This window comes from Microbispora sp. KK1-11, assembly GCF_006874435.1.
Classification (GTDB): Bacteria; Actinomycetota; Actinomycetes; order Streptosporangiales; family Streptosporangiaceae; genus Microbispora; species Microbispora catharanthi.
In genome coordinates, this window is the sequence record NZ_VIRJ01000012.1 from 1 (window position 1) to 20,365 (window position 20,365).

Consider the following 20,365-nt stretch of genomic DNA (forward strand, 5'->3'; position numbering starts at 1 on the left):
GAGATGATGGGGTTGATAGGCCGGAAGTGGAAGCGCAGTAATGTGTGGAGCTGACCGGTACTAATAGGCCGAGGACTTGACCATGATGTGCTCGCGTTCACTATGTGATCTCAGAGACAGCAACCGTTGATTTGGTTGTGTGTTTCGTGGGGTTACGGCGGTTATAGCGGCAGGGAAACACCCGGTTACATTCCGAACCCGGAAGTTAAGCCTGCCAGCGCCGATGGTACTGCACCGGGGACGGTGTGGGAGAGTAGGACGCCGCCGGACAATCTTTGTGGAGGGCCACCCCGGTTTGGGGTGGCCCTTCCGCATTTCCAGAGGTGTTTCCCCTCTGGGCGCGTGTTTGTTGGTGGGTGGTGCCCCGGCTGGGTTGGCCGGGGCTTTCGCATGTCCAGGGGCTGCCGGCCGGCACGGTGACGTCCCGACCCACCCGACCAAGACCCGGTCGACCACCACGTCCCACCACAAGGTCACCCCCGCGGGCCGTCCCAAACCACCCGTGCAAGACCCCCACACCCCGAGACCTCTCGCCCCACCACGATCACGGCTCACTGAGACACGTTTCTCAAGCGATGCGGCGACCTCCCACCGGCCCGCTCCCCGCGCGGACCGATCACCCCGTGCTCATATCACGCGCACCGCGTGCCACCTCGTGAAGGGGCGGCCACCAGTTCCCGTACGCTGAGGGTCGTGGAATATCGAGCCGTCGAGCAAGCGATCATGGCACGGGGAGTGGAGTGGGATTTCAGCCCCACTCTTGACCGGATCACCGCGCTGATGGAGATCCTCGGCGACCCCCAGCACTCGTACAAGGTCGTTCATATCGCGGGCACCAACGGGAAGACGAGCACCGCGCGCATGGTCGAGGCTCTGCTGCGCGAACGCAACCTGCGGGTGGGCCGCTACACGAGCCCTCATCTGCAGTCGATGCGCGAGCGCATCTCGATCGACGGCGAGCCCCTGTCGGAGGAGCGGTTCGCCGAGGTGTACCAGGACATCGCCCCCTACCTCGAGATGATCGACGCCAGGGTGGGCAAGCTGAGTTTCTTCGAGGTGCTGACGGCGATGGCGTTCGCCGCGTTCGCGGACGCTCCCGTGGACGTCGCCGTGGTCGAGACCGGCATGGGCGGCACCTGGGACGCGACGAACGTCGCCGACGGAACGGTCGCCGTCATCACGCCCATCTCGCTCGATCACACGGACTACCTCGGTCCGGACATCGCGACGATCGCCGGTGAGAAGGCCGGCATCATCAAGCCGAAGGCGACGGCCATGCTGGCGCAGCAGGCGCTGCCGGCCGCCGAGGTGCTGATGCGGCGGGCGGCCGAGGTCGGTGCGGTGGTCGCCCGCGAGGGGCTGGAGTTCGGCGTGCTGCATCGCGAGCTCGCCATGGGCGGCCAGATGCTCCAGCTCAGGGGCTTGAAAGGCGTGTACGAGGACGTGTTCCTGCCGTTGTACGGCGCGCATCAGGCGGGCAACGCCGCAGGCGCCCTGGCCGCCGTGGAGGCGCTGACGGCCGGTGACGACCCGCTGGGCGAGGAGGTCGTACGGCAGGCCTTCGCCCAGGTGAGCAGCCCCGGGCGGCTGGAGATCGTACGGCGTGGGCCGACCGTCCTGATCGACGCGGCGCACAATCCCGCGGGCATGGAGGCCACGGTCGAGGCAGTGACCGAGGCGTTCGGGTTCACCCGGCTCGTCGCCGTGGTGGCCGTGATGGCGGACAAGGACGTGGACACGATCTTGGACCTGCTGGAACCGGTGGCCGAGGAGATCGTGGTCACCCGCAACTCCTCTCCTCGCTCGCTGAGCCCGGACGACCTCGCGGCCCGGGCGGAGGCCGTGTTCGGCCAAGATCGCGTCCACATCGAGGACCGGCTCGACGACGCCATCGACAGGGGCGTCGCGCTGGCCGACCAGGGCGACGAGCTCGGTTCCGGCGTCCTCATCACCGGTTCGGTCGTGACCGCGGGCGACGCGCGCATCCTCCTCAAGGCCGCCAAATGAGCAGCGCCGTGTTCGAGGTGACCCCCGGCATGCGCCGGCTCTGCGCGACCGTCCTCGGGATGCAGGCGATCGTGGTCGCGCTCATCAGCCCGGTCGCGATCACCATCAACCACGTGTCCATGCCACTCGCGCTGACCGTCGGGCTCGGGCTGGCCGTCCTGTGCGTGGTGGTCGCCGGGATGCTGAAACGCCCGTACGCGTACATTGCGGGCACTGTGCTTGAAATCCTGACAATCGCCACAGGATTCCTGGTCCCGGTCATGTTCTTCCTCGGGGTGATCTTCGCCGCCCTGTGGATAACGGCCATCTTCGTCGCTCGCCGTGTCGAAGGGGCGACGAAGCGCTAAAGTCGGCAACCATGGCCGTCCCTCCCGTACCGCAGGCACGGACCGCCGTGCCGGTCCGTGCCGTGCGCGTCCCTCTGCTGGTCGACGTCGTCATCGGGCTGCTCACCCTGGTGGCGCTGCCTCTCGCGCTCGTCGCCATCCCGAACACGATCTCCGTCGTGGCGGCGCTGCTGCCGCCGGGCGTGTCGCAGGTCGACATGATCCGCGCGCACGGCCTGGCGCTGCCCGCCATGCTGGTGACCGTGCCGCTCGCCGCGGTCGCGGTGCGCAGGTTCCGCGCGGCGCCGATCCTCGTGGCGGGGCTCACGCTGCTCGCGCTGGCCGACGTCGCCGGGGGGTACACCGACACCGTCGCGCTCGTCGGTGTGCTGCGGGTGCTCCACGGGATCGGCGCGGGCATGCTCGTGCCGGCCACTCTGGTCGCGGTGGCCGAGCGCCCCCGGCGCCGGGTGCTGCTGCCGATCTGGGCGGGCGGGCTCGCCGCCTCGCTGCTGTCGGCCCAGGCCCTCGCCCTGTGGGCGATCCGCGACGTGACCTCCTGGCAGGTCACCCTCCAGCCGTACCCGCTGCTCACCGGGGTGGCGCTGGCGCTCGCCGCGGCATACCTGGTGCTTTGGATGATCTCCGGCGACGGCGGGACGCGGGCCGAGGGGGAGATCCTTCCCGCGGGCCGGCCGACGTCTGCGGAGCGCGGACGGCTCGCGCTGGCCATCGTGCCCGCCGCGGCCATCGCGGTGCTGGGCGTCGGGATCACCTTCGACTGGCCGCCGCGCCTGGTCGTCGTCGCCGCGGCGGTCGTGGTGGTGGCGATGCTGGCCCTCGCGGCGCTCGGCACGTTCGAGGGGCCCGGCGGCCGTACGCTCGCCTTCGTCAACGTCGCGGTGGGGCTGGTGGTGCTGCCGACCGCCGCGCAGATGACCTACATCGAGCTCGGCGGCCCCCTGGGCGGTCCCGGTCTCAAGGGCCTGTGGGTGCCGTTCCTGGTGGCCGCGGTGACCGCGCTCGTGGGCGCCGTCCTCGCGGGTCGGGCGCCCGAGGCGCTCGCGGCCCGGATGACGGTCCTCGGCCTCGCGGCCGTCGTCGCGGGGCTGGCCGCGATCAGGCTGCTGGTCCCGGCACCGTCGGGCACGCCGCTGGTGGTGCCGTTCGTCCTGCTGGCCGCGGGGTCGGCGGTGGCGCTGGTCGGCGCGTTCCGCACGGCGGGCCTCGGATCGGCGATGCTGGGGCTGTCGCTGTGCTTCCCGGCCGTGCTCGCGGGCTTCCTGCTCGGCACCGGCATCCAGGTGAACCGGCTGCGCGACGCCGCGGAGACGGCGCAGGGCGACGGGAACGCCCTGGTCGACGGCTTCATCGACGCGCTGCACATGTGGGCGCTGGTCGGTGGGTTCGTCGTGGTCGGAGTGATCGTGCTCACCTCCGTCCTGACCCGGCGGGCCGCCGCCGCGTCGGCGGACGGGGATGTGGTGATCCCCGCGCCGACCCCCTCGCCGGAGGAGGACGACATCCCCAGGAACGCCGGCCCCGCGCACTGACACCGCGCCGCACACCACGACCCCGCACACCACGACCCCGCACGCTGACACCGCGCCGCACACCGCCGCGCCGCACGCTGACACCGCCGCACAACACCGCGCACAGGGACACCCTCCCGGACGATCCGCCCCGGGCGCCGCAGACCCGCCGACACCGGACTCGTCCGATCGGAGCGGCGTTCCCGGACCGGTAAGCTGCCGTTGCGCCGGAGCTTCCCAGCCGGAGCTCCCCAGGCGCGTGACGAGTGGGCCCGCGATCCGCCGGGCCACCGTGTACGGCGAGTCAGACGACCTTAGGAGAAAAGACCGTGTCCGAGCGTACGCTTGTCCTGATCAAGCCCGACGGGGTCCGTCGCGGCCTCATCGGGGACGTCATCGGCCGCATCGAGCGCAAGGGCCTCAAGATCGTGGCGATGGACCTGCGCACGCTCGACGCCGAGACGGCCAAGGCCCACTACGCCGAGCACTCCGAGCGTCCGTTCTTCGGCGAGCTGGTGGAGTTCATCACCGGCGGTCCGCTGGTCGCGATGGTGCTCGAGGGCCCCCGGGCCGTCGAGGCGTTCCGCGCCCTGGCCGGCCTGACCGACCCGGTGAAGTCCGCTCCCGGCACCATCCGCGGCGACCACGCCCTGGAGATCGGCGAGAACGTCGTCCACGGCTCCGATTCGCCGGAGTCCGCGGCCCGGGAAATCAAGATTTTCTTTCCGGACCGTTTCTAGTCCTTGCCACACGAGAGGCCCCGGTTTAAACCGGGGCCTCTCGTGTTTTTCCAGGTGGTGACCGAGCTTAGGCCGGGGGACAGCGGTTTTTCCGGGGGCTTGAGAGCTCGATGTGCCCAGTGATGAGCACATGCCGTTACGATTCGAATGCGATGCGTCATCCCGCACTCCCGCTGAACCCGGTAACCGCTAACCACCTGAAGGAAGGCTTCCTTCCGCATGGGCAGCAAGCTGACATTCCTGGGCCGTGACATGGCTGTCGACCTTGGCACGGCGAACACTCTCGTCTACGTCCGAGGGCGCGGCATCGTCCTGAACGAGCCGTCCGTCGTCGCCATCAACGTCACGACAGGAAAGATCGTGGCAGTTGGGATAGAAGCGAAGCGGATGATAGGGCGGACGCCCGGAAACATCGTCGCGATCCGTCCCCTGAGGGACGGTGTCATCGCGGATTTCGATGTGACCGAGCGAATGCTGCGGTACTTCATCCAGAAGATTCACAAACGGCGGCACTTCGTGCGCCCGCGCATCATCGTGGCCGTGCCGAGTGGCATCACCGCTGTGGAGCAACGCGCTGTGAAGGAAGCGGGCTACCAGGCCGGGGCCCGCCGCGTGTACATCATCGAGGAACCGATGGCGGCCGCGATCGGAGCCGGTCTGCCGGTTCACGAGCCGACCGGGAACATGGTCGTCGACATCGGCGGCGGCACCACCGAGGTGGCCATCATCTCGATGGGCGGCATCGTGACCAGCCAGTCGATCCGCGTCGGGGGCGACGAACTCGACCAGGCGGTCATCGCCTTCACCAAGAAGGAATACTCGCTGATGCTGGGCGAGCGCACGGCGGAGGAGGTCAAGATCGCCGTCGGGTCCGCCTGCGTCACCGGCGAGGACTTCCACGCCGAGGTGCGCGGCCGCGACCTGGTCAGCGGCCTTCCGAAGACGGTCGTCATCAGCGCCGAGGAGATCCGCAGGTCGATCGCCGAGCCGGTCAACGCGATCGTCGACGCGGTGAAGTCGACGCTGGACAAGTGCCCGCCGGAGCTCTCCGGCGACCTCATGGACCGGGGGATCGCCGTGACCGGTGGCGGCGCCCTGTTGCGCGGCATGGTCGACCGGTTGCGCGAGGAGACCGGCATGCCGGTCCACCTGGCCGAGAACGCGCTCGACTCGGTCGCGCTCGGCTCCGGGCGGTGCGTGGAGGACTTCGAAGCCCTCCAGCAGGTGCTCGTGCCGGAGCCCCGCAACTAAGGAGCGTCATGAGAGACACCCGCCGCGCCCGTCTCATGCTCGGACTCCTCCTCGCTGTGGCGCTGATCCTCATCACCGTGGATCACCGGGCCGGGAACAACCACGTCCTCGGCCCGGTGCGCGACTTCGCGGGCGCCGTGTTCGGGAAAGTCGAGCGCGTCGGCGCCGCCGTCACCCGGCCGATCACCGGATTCGTCGGCATGCTGCGCGACGCCCCCTCCGCCCAGCGCGCCATCGCCGACCTGCGCAAGGAGAACGCGCGGCTACGGGACGAGGTGTCGGCGCAGCGGCTCGACAAGGGGCGGGCCGAGAAGCTGGACCGCATGCTCGGCCTGGCGGGGCTCGGCCGCTACCGCATCGTGCCGGCCCAGGTCGTCGCGCGGCGTACGGTGGCAGGTTTCGAGGACACGGTCGAGATCGACGCCGGCACCGGCGACGGGATCCGGCCCGACATGACGGTGCTCAGCGATGCCGGGCTGGTCGGCCGCGTCGTGCAGACAGGCCCGGCAGGCTCGACGGTGGCCCTGCTGACCGACCCGGCCCTGTCGGCCGGGGCCAGGCTGGAGGGTGGCAACGAGCTCGGCGTCGTGAGCGGCCTCGGCGAGGCGGGCGGCGGCGGCAACCTCATCAGGTTCCGCCTGCTCGACTCCACCGTGCCGATCGGCGTGGGCCGCCGGATCGTCTCGTTCGGTTCCCAGCAGAGCAAGCCGTACGTGCCGGGAGTGCCGATCGGCGTGGTCGAGCGGGTGGACAACACGCCGGGTGAGGTGACCAGGACGGCCTACGCGCGGCCCTTCACCGACTTCTCCGCGCTGGACGTCGTCGGCGTGGTGGTCGCGGCGCCGAAGCGCGATCCGCGCGACGCGGTGCTGCCGCCGAAGCCGCCGCCGCCGAAGCCGCCGCGCGAGGACCAGCGGCGCGGTGACGACGGCCGTGGGCAGGGGCACGCCTCGCTGGAGGCCGAGTGGGGGCTCGGCGACCGGGGCCGCGGCGCGGGCGACGAGTCGCGGGCCACGACGGAGCGGCAGGCGCGCGAGGGCCGGCCCGAGGCCGCGCGGGAGCGGCGCGGCCGGCACGGCACGCAGGCCGTGGACGGGGAGCAGTACGCCCAGGAACAGCACGCCCAAGAGCAGCACGCCCAAGAGCAGCACGCCCAAGAGCAGCACGCCCAAGAACAGCACGCCGAGGAGCCGCCCACCGCCCATGAACGGCCGGCCGCCGGCGAGCCGCGCAACGCGCCTCGGCAGCACGACGGCGCCGCGGCGGACGACGGCCGCGGTGGGAGGAACTGACCGATGGCCCGCAACCTCCTCGCCGCGCTGTTGCTCTTCGTCGCTCTGGTGCTCCAGGTCAGCGTGGTCAACCGGCTGTTGCTCTCCTGGGCGCCCGACCTGGTGCTGTTGACGGTCGCCGCGCTCGCGACCAGGCGCGGGCCCGTGCCGGGGGCGGTGATCGGCTTCTGCGGTGGGCTCGCCTACGACCTGCTGCCGCCCTCCAACCACACGCTGGGCCAGTACGCGCTGGTGCTGTGCGCCCTCGGCTACGCGGCCGGGCGGGCGGGAGATCGGGTGCCGCCGGTCGCGGTGGCGGCGTGCGCCGTGGTCGCGCCCGGCATGCTGGCGGGTCTGGGCGCGCTGATCGGCGCCCCGGGGGTCACCTGGCCGGTGCTGGCCACGGCATGGCCCAGGGCCGCGATCTGCAATCTCGTGGCCGCTCCGCTGGTGCTCTGGGCGGTCAAGGTCACGCACGGCGGTCACCGCAGGCGGGCCGGTGGTGGCGAGCTCGTGCCGAGCTGGAGACGGGGGACGGCATGACACGTTTGCGCGGACGCCTGCTCGTCCTGCAGGTGCTGGTCATCGCCATGATCGTGGTGCTCGTCGTCCGGCTGTGGCAGGTCCAGGTGGTGCAGGGGTCGCGGTTCGTCACGGTCGCGACGGAGACGCGCACCCGCGAGGTGCGGGTCCCCGCTCTGCGGGGGGCGATCCTCGACTCCTCCGGGCGCCCGCTCGTGCGCAACCGTACGACGCTGGTGGTCTCCGTGGACCGCGGCCGGCTGGAGCGGATGCCGGACGGCGGCGACGCGGTCCTGCGCCGGCTGTCCGCCGTGCTGAAGGTGCCGCTGTCGAAGCTGAAGCAGGAGATCCGGGCGTGCGGCCCCGGCATCAGCCGCCCGTGCTGGCCCGGCTCGCCGTACACGCCGATCCCGGTCGCCAACAACGTCAACCCGCGGGCGGCGCTGCAGATCCTGGAACGCCAGGAGGACTTCCCCGGCGTCACGGCCGACATCCAGGCGATGCGCGACTATCCCGACGGCAAGGACGCCGCCCAGCTCCTCGGCTACCTGCAGCCGGTGACGCAGAGCGAGCTGGAAAAGCGCGAGGGTCTCAAGGCCAACTACTCGGGCGTCGACCTCACCGGTCGCGACGGGCTGGAGCGCACCTACGACTCCGCCCTGCGCGGCACGCCCGGCCTGCGCAACGTCCAGGTCGACCGGATGGGCAAGGTCATCACGGTCAACCAGCAGTCCGACCCGGTCCCCGGCGACATCCTGGTGACCAGCATCGACGCCAACGTGCAGCGCATCGTCGAGAAGTCGATCGACCAGGCCATGCGGGAGGTGCCGAACTCGGACGGCGCCGCCGGCGTGGTGCTCGACGTCAAGACCGGCCGCGTGATCGCGATGGCCAGCCGGCCGACGTACGACCCCAGGGTGTGGACGGGCGGCATCTCTGAGAAGGACTACCGGCGGCTGCTGTCGGACAAGTCGGGCAAGCCGCTGGTGTCGCGGGCGATCGCCGGCGAGTACGCCCCGGGTTCGACGTTCAAGATCAGCTCGGTGTCGGCGATGGTCGCCGACGGCGAGCCCCTGCACGGCACCTACCAGTGCCCGAGTTCCTACAACGTCGAGGGCCGGTCGTACCCGAACGCGGGCGGCATGAGCCTGGGCGCGATCTCGCTGCACGAGGCGCTGGTCAAGTCGTGCGACACCGTGTTCTACAAGGCCGGGTACGAGGAGTGGCTGCGCGACGGCGGCAAGACGCCCAAGGCCAAGGTCAAGGAGCCGATGCCGAACATGGCCAAGGCCTACGGCTTCGGCAAGCCCACCGGCATCGACCTGCCCGGCGAGTCCGCGGGCCGCATTCCGACCCGGGCGTGGAAGCTCGACCTGTACAACTCCACCAAGTCGGAGATGTGCAAGCGGGCCAAGATCGGCTACCCGGACATGAAGGACCAGAGCCGGGCCGCGTTCGCCAAGCGGCTGGCCAACGAGAACTGTCTGGAGGGCATGATCTTCCATGCCTACGAGGCGGTCAACCTCTCGATCGGCCAGGGCGACGTCCTGGTCACCCCCCTCCAGCTCGCTCGGGCGTACGCGGCGCTGCTGGGCGACGGCAACGTGCGCAGCCCGCGTGTCGGCTGGGCGCTGATGCGTCCGGACGGCACCCTTAAGCAGGAGATCCCGGTTCCGATCGTGGGGCACCTGCCGGTCAACGACGAGACCCGCACCTACATCCGCAAGGCGCTCAGCGAGGTGCCCTCGGACGGCACGGCCGCGGGCGCGTTCCGCGGGTTCCCGATGAACATCGTCAAGATCGGCGGCAAGACCGGTACGGCAGAGGTCTACGGCAAGGAGGACACGTCGTGGTTCGCGTCCTTCGCGCCCGCGGACAATCCGCGGCTGGTCACCGTGGTCATGGTGGCGCAGGGCGGCTTCGGCGCCTCGACCGCCGCGCCCGCCGTGCGGCGCATCTGGGAGGGGATCTTCGGCCTCGGCAAGGGAGACGACGGCAAGCCGCTCAAGCCGGCGCTTCCGGACGGCAAACCGGTGACGCGGCTGCCGGCCATCAGCCGCGAAACGCAGTGAGGCGGACCAGCCATGACTGAAGCCTTGGGGGTACGGCGGAGGTCGTTCGCGAGCCGCGTCGTCGGCCGGGGATCGGTCGTCTGGCGGATGGACTGGGTGCTGTTCGGCGCGGTGGTCGCGCTCAGTGCGGTCGGCACGCTGCTGGTGTGGTCGGCCACCCGGACGTGGTCGTCGATCGAGCCGACGGGCATGGCCAAGAAGCACGTGCTCAACCTGCTCATCGGCCTGGCCCTCTACAGCGCGGTCGCGGTGACCGACTACCGCTGGCTGCGCACGTACGCGCCGGTCCTGTACGGCATCGCCGTCATCGGGCTGATCCTGGTCATCAGCCCGATGGGATCGACGATCAACGGCCACCACTCGTGGATCCTGCTGGGCGGGGGCTTCGCCCTGCAGCCGGCCGAGCTGATGAAGCCGGCGCTGGTGGTGATGCTGGCACGGCTGCTGGCCCCGACGTCCGAGAAGGGGAAGAAGAAGGACCGGCCGAGGGCCTCCGGTCTCGCGCTCTCCCTCGCGGCGGCGGGCGCGGCGGCGGCGCTGGTCATGCTGCAGCCCGACCTCGGCACCACGATGGTGCTGATGGCGACGACCGGCGCGATCGTCGTCTTCGCCGGGATACGCAAGCGCTTTGTGGGGGCCGGGGTGCTGCTCGCGGCCCTCGCGGCGATGGCGGTGTGGTCGCTGGGGCTGCTCAAGCCCTATCAGGTGGCGCGTTTCACCGCGCTCATCGACCCGTCGAGCGACCCGCGCGGCGTGGGCTACAACAGCACGCAGGCGCTGGTGGCGATCGGCTCGGGTGAGGTGTTCGGCAAGGGCCTGTTCCACGGCGGCCAGACCACGGGACGCTTCGTGCCCGAGCAGCACACCGACTTCATCTTCACCGTCGCGGGCGAGGAGCTCGGCTTCGTCGGGTCGGTCACCGTGGTGGCCCTGCTCGGCGTGGTGCTGCTGCGCGGCGTACGGATCGCCCGGATGTGCGGCGACCGGTTCAGCGCGCTCGTCTCCGGCGGCATCATCGCGTGGCTGGCCTTCCAGACGCTCGTCAACGTCGGCATGACCATCGGCATCATGCCGATCACCGGCGTGCCGCTGCCGTTCGTCTCCTACGGCGGCACGGCGACGTTCGCGAACATGACGGCGGTGGCCATCCTGCAGGCGATCCATCTCAGGTCGCGGCCCGTGTGAGCTGTGCCGCCCGCATGAGAGCCGTCCGCAGGGTGACGGATCCCGGCTCTCACTGGTGTCCGCTCCACGCGGCGAACATCATGGGAACGGAACAGGTTCGGGGGTTGAACGAACCATTACGGAGGAACCGTGACTCCGGACGACGAGGTGCGGGAGCGCGAGCGCGCCCTTGACCTGCTGCGCAGGGCCTTCCCCGACTACCGGATCGTGTACGGCGGCGGACGATGGGCCGCCGCGGCCGCGGGCGACCCGCCGACGGTGTGGTTCGCCGAGACGCCGGCCAGCCTGTGCGGTCAGTTGTTCACGGCCCAGTTGCGCCGCGGCGGGACGGTCGTTCCTCTCCGGCTGGAGGAGAGCGACTCGCAGTGCGCGAGGTGACGGTGCGCGAGGTGACGGTGCGCGAGGTGACCGGTTCGTGACATGTAGGGCGTTAGCGTGCGGGTGTCACCACTGGGAGAGCCGATGACGACACCCTCACGCGGCGGGGACCGGTCCGCCATCCAGATCGCCGGCGGCATCCGCGAGCGCACCCTCGCCGCTCTCGGGGAGCCGCCGACGACCGCGGTCTTCCACCAGATCGCCGACGAGATCCACCTCTGCTGCCCGCAACTGACCCGTTTCAAATGCCTGCGCCTGGCGTACGGGTGGACGGTCGAGGAGGCGATCGAGCGCTTCCATGCGATGTGCGACCGCGAGCAGATCAAGCGCAGGGGGCTGAGCGAGCGGTCCTGGCGGGAGTGGGAGGCCGGGGCCCGGCCCGACCGCGACTACACCGACCTGCTGTGCCGCCTGTTCGAGACGGGCCCGGTGCAGCTCGGGTTCGCCCGGGACTACACGCCCCCGGAGATGCGCCGCCCCGCCGCGTGGCGGCGCCCCGCCACGCCCGACCTGATCAGCGCCGCCGCGCAGGAGGCGAGCGAGCACGCCGAGCGCGTCGAGACGAGCGAGATCGGCGACAGCACGCTGGAACGGCTGCGCACGCAGGTGATCTGGCTGTCCCGGCGGTACGTCTGGGAGGCGCCGCTGCCGCTGTTCGTGGAGATGCGGGCGCTGCAGGAGCAGACCCGCCGGTCCCTGGAGCGGCGCGTCCACCCGGGCCAGGCCGGTGAGCTGTACTTCCTGGCGGGCACGCTGTGCGGGCTGATGGCCAACGCGAGCATGGACATGGGCCGGCGGGTGCCCGCCGACACCCTCGCCCGCGCGGCGTGGACGTACGGCAGGATCGCCGGCCACCGGTCGCTCATGGGCTGGGCCCGCGGCATGCAGGCGTCGGTCGCGCTGTGGGACCGGCGGTATGAGGACGCGGCGGGCTACGCCGAGGACGGCCTCACCCAGCTGCCGCGGGGTCAGGGCGGCGCGCGGCTGCACATGCTGCGCGCGCGGGCGGGGGCGATGCTCGGCTGGACCCGCGAGGCCGAGGACGACCTGCTCAAGGCGGCGGACGCCCGGGAGTCGGGCGCCGGGGACGAGCTGCACGACGGGTTCGCCGGGGAGTTCTCCTTCCGGCCCGCCAAGCACGCCTACTACACGGCGGTCACCCACCTGCACCTCGGCCAGCCCGCCCGGGCGATCGAGCAGGCCCGCACCGCGCTCGACCTGTACGAGCGGGAGGATCGGCAGAACAGGTCGTACGGCTGTGAGGCGATGGCCGGGGCCCACCTCGCGGTCGCGCACCTGATGGAGGACGACCCCGGCGGGGCCGAGCGGGCCCTGACCCCGCTGCTGGCCCTGCCGCCCGAGCGCAGGATCGACAGTCTCGCCGAGACTTTGCAGTCCACCCGGACGATGGTGCGCGGCGCTCTCGCCGAGCGGCTGGAGTCGTTCTGCGCGACCGGCCTGCCGCAGTCGGCCGCCCGGGCGCTGCCCGAGGCGCTGTCCGACGCCCCGTCCGAGAGACTGTCCGAGGCCCCGTCCGAGGCGCTGCGCAGTGAGGGGGGCATGCGATGAGCGTGTCCACCGTCGCCGGCACCCCGCCCGCGCTCGCGGAGGCGTGCCGCCAGGCGGGGCTCAGCGCCGACGGCGCCCGGCTGCTGCGCAGTTTCGCCAACACGGTGTACCACCTGCCGGGGGAGGGGGTCGTCGTCCGCCTCTCGGAGGCCGGCACCCCCGGCAAGTACGACCGCCTGGTCACCTCGCTCAAGGTCACCCGCTGGCTGCACGAGCAGGACTTCCCGGTCACGCTGCCGCTCGACGTGCGCCAGCCGCTGGCCGTCGAAGGCTGCCTGGCGACCTTCTGGCACTACGAGGACGGCGCGGACGACGGCGATCCGGTTCCGCTCGGCCTGCTGCTGCGGTGGCTGCACTCCCTGCCGCCGGTCCCGTTCGCGCTGCCGACCTACGACCCCTTCGGCCGCGTACGGCGGGCCGTACGGGCCAGTCTCGTGCTGGACGGCGAGGAGCGGGAGTGGCTGCTGGGCCGATGCGCGGCGCTGGAGGAGGCGTACTACGAGCGGATCGAGTTCGTCCTGCCGTACGGGCTGGTCCACGGGGACGCGCACCGGGGCAACCTGATCCGCACCGCGGACCGGATCCTGTTGTGCGACTGGGACTCGGCCAGCGCGGGGCCGCGCGAGATCGACCTGGTGCCCACCCTGCAGGGCGCCAGGTTCGGGCTGTCGGACGCGCAGCGCGACGGCTTCGCCCACGCGTACGGATGCGACATCAGGGACTGGCCGGGCTATCCGGTGCTGCGCGACATCAGGGAGCTGCAGACGCTGACGGCCGTGCTGCGCATCGGGCACAGGGACGCCGCGGCGCACGCCGAACTGCGCCACCGCCTGGCCTCGCTGCGCGCGGGCGACGACCGGATCTGGCACCCCTTCTGAGGACGGAAGATCCGCAGGGGCCACTCCCCGGAGCCGATACCCTGGATGCATGTCTGTCGAGTCGTTGTTTCCCCGCCTGGAGCCGCTGCTGCCCAAGGTGCAGAAGCCGATCCAGTACGTCGGGGGCGAGCTGAACTCGACGGTCAAGGACTGGGACGAGGCGACCGTCCGGTGGGCTCTGATGTATCCGGACGCCTACGAGGTCGGCCTGCCCAACCAGGGGGTGCAGATCCTCTACGAGATCCTCAACGAGCTGCCCGAGACGCTGGCGGAGCGCACCTACGCGGTGTGGCCCGACCTCGAGGCGCTCATGCGGTCCGAGGGTGTCCCGCAGTTCACCGTGGACGGGCACCGGCCGGTTCGCGCGTTCGACGTCCTCGGGGTGTCGTTCGCCACCGAACTCGGCTACACGAACCTCCTCACCGCGCTCGATCTGGCGGGGATCCCGCTGGAGGCGGCGGACCGCACCGACGAGGATCCGATCGTGCTGGCGGGCGGCCACGCCGCCTTCAACCCGGAGCCGATCGCCGACTTCCTCGACGCCGCCGTGCTCGGCGACGGCGAGCAGATCGCCATCGCGATCTCCGAGGTGCTGCGCGAGTGGAAGGCCGAGGGCTCGCCCGGCGGCCGCGACGAGCTGCTGCTGCGCCTCGCCTCCACCGGCGGGGTGTACGTCCCGAAGTTCTATGACGTCGAGTACCACCAGGACGGCCGCATCATGCGCGTCGTCCCCAACCGCGACGGCGTGCCGACGCGCGTGTTCAAGCACACGGTCATGGACCTCGACGAATGGCCGTACCCGAAGAAACCGCTGGTCCCGCTCGCCGAGACCGTGCACGAGCGGTTCAGCGTCGAGATCTTCCGGGGCTGCACCCGGGGCTGCCGCTTCTGCCAGGCGGGGATGATCACCCGTCCGGTCCGGGAGCGGTCGATCACCACGATCGGCGACATGGTCGAGGCGGGGATCAGGGAGTCCGGCTTCAGCGAGGTCGGGCTGCTGTCGCTGTCCAGCGCGGACCACTCCGAGATCGCCGATGTCACCAGGGGTCTCGCCGACCGCTACGAGGGCAGCCAGGTCGGCCTGTCCCTGCCGTCCACCAGGGTCGACGCGTTCAACATCGACCTGGCGAACGAGCTGTCCCGGAACGGCCGCCGTTCCGGTCTCACGTTCGCCCCGGAGGGCGGATCCGAGCGGATGCGCAAGGTGATCAACAAGATGGTCACCGAGGAGGACCTCATCCGCACGGTCACCACCGCCTACTCCAACGGCTGGCGGCAGGTGAAGCTCTACTTCATGTGCGGGCTCCCGACCGAGGAGGACGAGGACGTCCTCGGCATCGCCGACCTGGCCAAGAAGGTCATCAAGGCGGGCCGTGACGCGACGGGCTCGCGCGACATCCGCTGCACGGTCTCCATCGGCGGGTTCGTGCCCAAGCCGCACACCCCGTTCCAGTGGGCCGCCCAGTGCGACCACGAGACGGTGGACCGCCGGCTGCGCGCGCTGCGCGACGCCCTGCGCTCCGACAAGGAGTACGGCAGGGCCATCGGCTACCGCTACCACGACGGCAAGCCGTCGATCGTGGAGGGGCTGCTGTCGCGGGGCGACCGCCGGGTGGGCAGGGTCATCCGGGCCGTCTGGGAGGACGGTGGCCGTTTCGACGGCTGGAGCGAGCACTTCTCGTTCGAGCGGTGGATGGCAGCGGCCGAGCGTGCCCTCGCCGACGAGCCGGTCGACGTGGACTGGTACACGACGCGCGATCGGGACGAGCACGAGGTGCTTCCGTGGGACCACCTCGACGCCGGTCTCGACCGCGAGTGGCTGTGGCAGGACTGGCAGGACGCGCTCAACACGGTCGAGGTCGAGGACTGTCGCTGGACGCCCTGCTACGACTGCGGTGTCTGCCCCACGATGGGGACGGAGATCCAGATCGGCCCGACGGGCAGGAAACTGCTGCCACTCACCGTGATCTGACGCTCACGGCCTATTCTGATAGACGATCGACCGACAGCGGAAGGACGACGGAACTCTGAAACCCGTTCCCGACGGGCCCGCGCCCGAACCCACCGTGCAGCGCCTTCGCGTGCGCTACGCCAAGCGGGGCCGCCTGCGCTTCACCAGCCACCGCGACATCTCCCGCGCCGTCGAAAGGGCGGTGCGGCGAGCCGGTATTCCGGTGGCCTACAGCGCCGGCTTCAGCCCCCACCCGAAGATCTCCTACGCCGGCGCCGCCCCCACCGGAGTGGCGAGCGAGGCCGAGTACCTCGAGATCGGGGTGAACCGGCCGTGCGACCCGCGGCGGGTTCGCGACGACCTCGACGCCTCGCTGCCGCCGGGGCTGGACGTGCTCGATGTGGTGGAGGCGCGGGACGGGAACCTCGCCGACCGGCTGGAGGGCTCGATGTGGGAGCTGCGGCTCCCCGGTGCCGATCCGGCCGAGGCCGAGCGGGCGGTGAAGGAGTTCCTCGCGGCCGACCTGGTGGAGGTCGAACGTCTGACCAAGAAGGGAATGCGACGGTTCGACGCCCGCCAGGCGGTGCGTTCGCTGGCCGTCGTGGAGGGGCCGGGAATTACGGCAGGTCAGGAGACCGTTCAACCGTGTGTCATACTTCGTATGGTTGTTCGGCACGAAACACCTGCCGTCCGGCCCGATGACGCGCTCATGGGTCTGCGTCTCGTGGCAGGCTTCGCGCCGCCGTCACCCGCAGCGGTGACCAGGCTGGCGCAGGGGCCGCTCGACGCGATGACCGGTGAGCCCGCCGACCCGTTCGCCTTCGACCGGGCAGGCGGAGACCGATAAGACTTGCCGCCGAGGCGCCGACAGGAAGCCCGGCGGACCGCGAGAGACGAGAGCCTCCGCGCGGCGCGGCAACGTGCCCGGAGGCTGACGGGAGAGCGCCCGCATGCTCGACAACGAGCCCACTGACGGGGCTGTGAGCCTTGACAGTGACACGACAACAGAAGAACGCGGACAGGCCGAGGGAGACGTGGTTTCCTCCGGTCCGTCCGGCGTGTCCACGACCCCGCGCCGCCGGGCGGCGAGCCGCCCGGCCGGGCCCCCGCCCGAGCCGGACGACCTGCCGCCGCCGGTGACCACGGTGGCCGCGGCCGCCATGCCGAAGGCGGCAGAGGGCACTGAGCCGAAGGCGGCACAGGGCACTGAGCCGAAGGCAGAGGAGAGCGCCGCGCCGGAAGCGGCCGTGCCGACCGCGGAGGCCCCCGCGCAGGAGGAGCCCGCGCAGGAGGAGCCCGCCGCGAAGGAGCGGCCCAAGCGCGTGACCCGCCGCCGCACCAAGGCCGCCGAGGAGCCGGTTGCCGAGGAGCCGCCGGCGTCGGCCGCCGCGGCGGAGCCGGTGACGGCGACAACGGAGCCTGCGCCGGTCGCGGACGACGAGCCGGCCGCGCCTGCGCGGCGCCGCCGGACCCGCAAGAGGGCCGACGAGACCGAGCCGTCCCCGCAGCCGGAGCAGGCAGAGGAGACAGTGCAGGCCGCGCAGGCCGAGGAGCCCGTCGCCCCGAAGCGCCGCCGCCGCGCCCGCGCAGAAGAGCGGGAGCCGGAACGATCCAGGGCGATGAGCGCCGCCGAGGCGGAGGTCGCCGCCGCGCTGCGGCTGAACCTCCCCGACGAGGAGCCGCTGGACGACGAGCCGCTCGACATCGAGGACGTCGACATGGAAGACGTCGAGGAGGACGGCGGGCGCCCGGACGTGGTGGCCGACCCCTTCGGCCTGTCCACGCGGCAGCCGTCCGTGCCCTCGGTGACCTTCCAGGCGCCGTCGGCGCTGTTCCAGCCGCTCTTCCAGGCTCCCGACCCGTTCGCGGTGCCGGTGCAGAGGCCCGCGTCGCCTGTGGCCGAGCCGGCGCCGGCGGAGGACGAGGAGGCGGAGGAGGCGGAGGAGACGGCCGAATCCGGCGAGGACGAGTCCGAGGGCGAGGGCGGCACCCGCAGGCGGCGCCGCCGCAGGGGCGGACGCGGACGCGGTGCCCGCGCCAGGGACGCCGAGGACGGCGAGGAGCAGGACGGCGAGGGCGAGGAGCCGCAGGCCGCGTCGGCCGAGGAGGACGACCGCGAGCAGGCGGAGGACGACTCCGAGGGCCAGACCGGCACCCGCCGTCGTCGCCGTCGCCGCCGCCGGGGCACCGAGGAGGCCGAGCTGGCCCCCGACGACCCGCCGAACACCGTCGTCCGCATCCGGGCGCCCCGCGCGACCAGGTCCACCTCGGTGGACGAGGTCCAGGGCGTACGGGGATCGACCCGGCTGGAGGCCAAGAAGCAGCGCCGCCGTGAGGGCCGCGAGCTGGGCCGCCGCCGTCCCCCGATCATCACCGAGTCGGAGTTCCTGGCCCGGCGCGAGTCGGTCGAGCGGATCATGGTCGTGCGCCGCCAGGGCGGCCGCACCCAGATCGCGGTGCTCGAGGACGGCATTCTCGTCGAGCACTACGTCGACCGGGAGTCCAGCCAGTCGTACGTCGGCAACGTCTATCTCGGCAAGGTCCAGAACGTGCTGCCCTCGATGGAGGCGGCGTTCGTGGACATCGGCAAGGGCCGCAACGCCGTGCTGTACGCCGGCGAGGTGAACTTCGACACCGCGGGGATGGAGGGCCAGCCCAAGCGGATCGAGGCGGCGCTGAAGTCCGGGCAGTCGGTGCTCGTCCAGGTCACCAAGGACCCGATCGGCCACAAGGGCGCCCGGCTGACCTCCCAGATCAGCCTCCCCGGCCGCTACCTGGTCTACGTGCCGGACGGTTCGATGACCGGGATCAGCCGCAAGCTGCCCGACAAGGAGCGGACCCGGCTCAAGCAGATCCTGCGCAAGGTCATGCCGGAGAACGCGGGCGTCATCGTGCGCACCGCCGCGGAGGGCGCCTCGGAGGAGGAGCTCAGCCGCGACGTCGCCCGGCTGTCGGCCCAGTGGGAGAACATCCAGCGCAAGGCCAAGTCGGCCAGCCCGCCGGAGCTGCTGTCCGGCGAGCCCGACCTGACCATCCGGGTGGTCCGCGACGTCTTCAACGAGGACTTCAGCTCCCTGGTCGTCGAGGGCGACGAGGCGTGGACGACGGTGGACGAGTACGTCCGCTACGTCGCCCCGCACCTGGCCGAGCGGCTGTCGAAGTGGGAGGAGGAGACCGACGCGTTCTCCGCCTACCGCATCGACGAGCAGATCGCCAAGGCGATGGAGCGCAAGGTGTGGCTGCCGTCCGGCGGCTCGCTGGTGATCGACAGGACCGAGGCGATGACCGTCGTCGACGTCAACACCGGCAAGTTCACCGGGCAGGGCGGCAATCTCGAGGAGACCGTCACCCGCAACAACCTGGAGGCGGCCGAGGAGATCGTCCGCCAGCTCAGGCTGCGGGACATCGGCGGCATCATCGTGATCGACTTCATCGACATGGTCTTGGAGAGCAACCGCGACCTGGTGCTCCGGCGGCTGCTGGAGTGCCTGGCGCGGGACCGGACCAAGCACCAGGTGGCCGAGGTCACCTCGCTGGGTCTGGTGCAGATGACGCGCAAGCGGGTCGGCCAGGGCCTGCTGGAGGCGTTCTCCACGCCGTGCGACTGCTGCCACGGGCGCGGGATCATCGTGTCGACCGAACCGGTCGAGGCGAAGCCCGAGCCTCGCGGCACGCAGGGCAAGATGGCCATCGAGAAGACGGTGGCCGAGAAGATGGCGGCGAGCGAGGGCTCCGTCGCCGCGGCGGCGGGCGCGGTGCGCGAGAGCGTCACCGACGCCATCGACGCCGATCCCACCGAATCAGACGGGGGCGAAGGCTCCGCGTCGTCTTCCCGGGGACGGCGACGTTCCCGCAGGAAGACGGCGGAGTAACGACCTCGTCACCCGGCGGTCCGCTCGGTTCGACCTGGGTACCGGATATCCGGTACCCTGGTCATCCGGTGCGCCTGGTGTCGGCGTGCCTGGCTTCGCGCGCCTGCCCGGACCGCCGGTCGTGTATCGACAGCAGCTGGATGCGGGGCGCGGCATCTCAGCATTTAGCCAGTAGAAGGGTTCCGCGGTGTACGCGATCGTTCGTTGCGGCGGCAGGCAGCAGAAGGTCTCCGTCGGGGACGTCCTCGAGGTGGACAAGGTCGCCGGTGAGGTTGGCTCCTCGGTGTCGCTGCCGGCGGTGCTCGTCGTCAACGACGGCGATGTCACCACCGACGCTGCCACGCTTTCCCGGTTCCAAGTGACCGCCGAGATCCTCGGCGAGACGAAGGGCCCGAAGATCCGGATTCTGAAGTACAAGAACAAGACCGGATACAAGAAGCGCCAGGGTCACCGCCAGCGGTACACCCAGGTCAAGGTCACCGGCATCAACCCCGGACAGTAGTTTCCCGGGGGACGACCCCCGCTTACCCCCGAAAGGGAGTGAACCATGGCACACAAGAAGGGCGCCTCGTCCACCCGGAACGGCCGTGACTCGAACGCTCAGCGCCTCGGTGTGAAGCGTTTCGGCGGTCAGCTGGTGAACGCCGGCGAGATCATCGTCCGTCAGCGCGGCACGCACTTCCACCCCGGCGACAACGTCGGCCGTGGTGGCGACGACACGCTGTTCGCCCTGGCCACCGGCCGGGTGCAGTTCGGCACCAAGCGCGGTCGCCGCGCGGTGAGCATCGTCCCGGCCGCGGAGTAGATCCGC

General features: G+C 71.1%; 17 protein-coding genes and 2 rRNA genes. All 19 read left to right on the plus strand.

Features of this window, described 5'->3' with window-relative positions; translation table 11 throughout:
• Positions 1-84, plus strand: a 23S ribosomal RNA gene (locus FLW16_RS18555); the annotation flags it as partial.
• A gap of 69 nt (positions 85-153) precedes the next feature.
• Positions 154-270: ribosomal RNA gene (rrf, locus tag FLW16_RS18560) — 5S ribosomal RNA — on the plus strand.
• Positions 271-723: 453 nt separating this feature from the next.
• Positions 724-2,007, plus strand: a complete 1,284-nt coding sequence (locus tag FLW16_RS18565) for a folylpolyglutamate synthase/dihydrofolate synthase family protein (RefSeq protein ID WP_142561527.1) — start codon at positions 724-726, stop codon at positions 2,005-2,007.
• Positions 2,004-2,354, plus strand: a complete 351-nt coding sequence (locus tag FLW16_RS18570) for a DUF4233 domain-containing protein (RefSeq protein WP_142561373.1) — start codon at positions 2,004-2,006, stop codon at positions 2,352-2,354. Before FLW16_RS18565 ends, FLW16_RS18570 begins: the two co-directional genes overlap by 4 nt.
• 11 nt (positions 2,355-2,365) lie before the next feature.
• Positions 2,366-3,886, plus strand: coding sequence for a hypothetical protein (locus tag FLW16_RS18575; RefSeq protein WP_142561374.1), 1,521 nt, complete (start codon positions 2,366-2,368; stop codon positions 3,884-3,886).
• 308 nt (positions 3,887-4,194) lie between these two features.
• Positions 4,195-4,605, plus strand: coding sequence for a nucleoside-diphosphate kinase (gene ndk, locus FLW16_RS18580; RefSeq protein WP_030505860.1), 411 nt, complete (start codon positions 4,195-4,197; stop codon positions 4,603-4,605).
• A gap of 219 nt (positions 4,606-4,824) precedes the next feature.
• The gene (locus tag FLW16_RS18585; protein ID WP_139576225.1) at positions 4,825-5,856 is read left to right on the plus strand and encodes a rod shape-determining protein; all 1,032 of its coding nucleotides are present in this window, start codon (positions 4,825-4,827) and stop codon (positions 5,854-5,856) included.
• A gap of 8 nt (positions 5,857-5,864) precedes the next feature.
• Positions 5,865-7,148: a rod shape-determining protein MreC gene (locus tag FLW16_RS18590; protein ID WP_142561375.1), complete on the plus strand. Its 1,284-nt coding sequence runs from the start codon at positions 5,865-5,867 to the stop codon at positions 7,146-7,148.
• 3 nt (positions 7,149-7,151) lie between these two features.
• A complete protein-coding gene (gene mreD / locus FLW16_RS18595; RefSeq protein WP_142561376.1) occupies positions 7,152-7,670 on the plus strand; it encodes a rod shape-determining protein MreD in 519 nt (172 codons plus the stop codon).
• Complete coding sequence (gene mrdA / locus FLW16_RS18600) at positions 7,667-9,721, plus strand: penicillin-binding protein 2 (protein ID WP_142561377.1); 2,055 nt, start codon at positions 7,667-7,669, stop codon at positions 9,719-9,721. The genes mreD and mrdA overlap by 4 nt, the downstream gene beginning before the upstream one ends.
• Positions 9,722-9,733: 12 nt before the next feature.
• Positions 9,734-10,906: a rod shape-determining protein RodA gene (gene rodA / locus FLW16_RS18605; protein WP_142561378.1), complete on the plus strand. Its 1,173-nt coding sequence runs from the start codon at positions 9,734-9,736 to the stop codon at positions 10,904-10,906.
• 129 nt (positions 10,907-11,035) lie between these two features.
• Positions 11,036-11,284 (plus strand): hypothetical protein, encoded by a 249-nt coding sequence (locus FLW16_RS18610; protein ID WP_079320046.1) that lies wholly within the window; start codon positions 11,036-11,038, stop codon positions 11,282-11,284.
• Positions 11,285-11,368: 84 nt separating this feature from the next.
• A complete protein-coding gene (locus tag FLW16_RS18615; RefSeq protein ID WP_142561379.1) occupies positions 11,369-12,853 on the plus strand; it encodes a hypothetical protein in 1,485 nt (494 codons plus the stop codon).
• Positions 12,850-13,731, plus strand: a complete 882-nt coding sequence (locus tag FLW16_RS18620; RefSeq protein WP_142561380.1) for a phosphotransferase family protein — start codon at positions 12,850-12,852, stop codon at positions 13,729-13,731. Before FLW16_RS18615 ends, FLW16_RS18620 begins: the two co-directional genes overlap by 4 nt.
• A 49-nt stretch (positions 13,732-13,780) precedes the next feature.
• Entirely contained in the window at positions 13,781-15,703 is a 1,923-nt protein-coding gene (locus tag FLW16_RS18625) for a TIGR03960 family B12-binding radical SAM protein (protein ID WP_142561381.1), read from the plus strand.
• A gap of 109 nt (positions 15,704-15,812) precedes the next feature.
• The gene (locus FLW16_RS18630; RefSeq protein ID WP_205825934.1) at positions 15,813-16,529 is read left to right on the plus strand and encodes a TIGR03936 family radical SAM-associated protein; all 717 of its coding nucleotides are present in this window, start codon (positions 15,813-15,815) and stop codon (positions 16,527-16,529) included.
• 103 nt (positions 16,530-16,632) lie between these two features.
• Positions 16,633-19,554: an Rne/Rng family ribonuclease gene (locus FLW16_RS18635; protein ID WP_142561382.1), complete on the plus strand. Its 2,922-nt coding sequence runs from the start codon at positions 16,633-16,635 to the stop codon at positions 19,552-19,554.
• 187 nt (positions 19,555-19,741) lie between these two features.
• Positions 19,742-20,056: a 50S ribosomal protein L21 gene (gene rplU / locus FLW16_RS18640; protein WP_030505848.1), complete on the plus strand. Its 315-nt coding sequence runs from the start codon at positions 19,742-19,744 to the stop codon at positions 20,054-20,056.
• A 45-nt stretch (positions 20,057-20,101) separates the two neighbouring features.
• Positions 20,102-20,359 carry a 50S ribosomal protein L27 gene (gene rpmA, locus FLW16_RS18645; protein WP_030505847.1) on the plus strand — a complete coding sequence of 86 codons (258 nt, stop codon included), beginning with the start codon at positions 20,102-20,104 and terminating at the stop codon, positions 20,357-20,359.
• Positions 20,360-20,365: the final 6 nt, after the last annotated feature.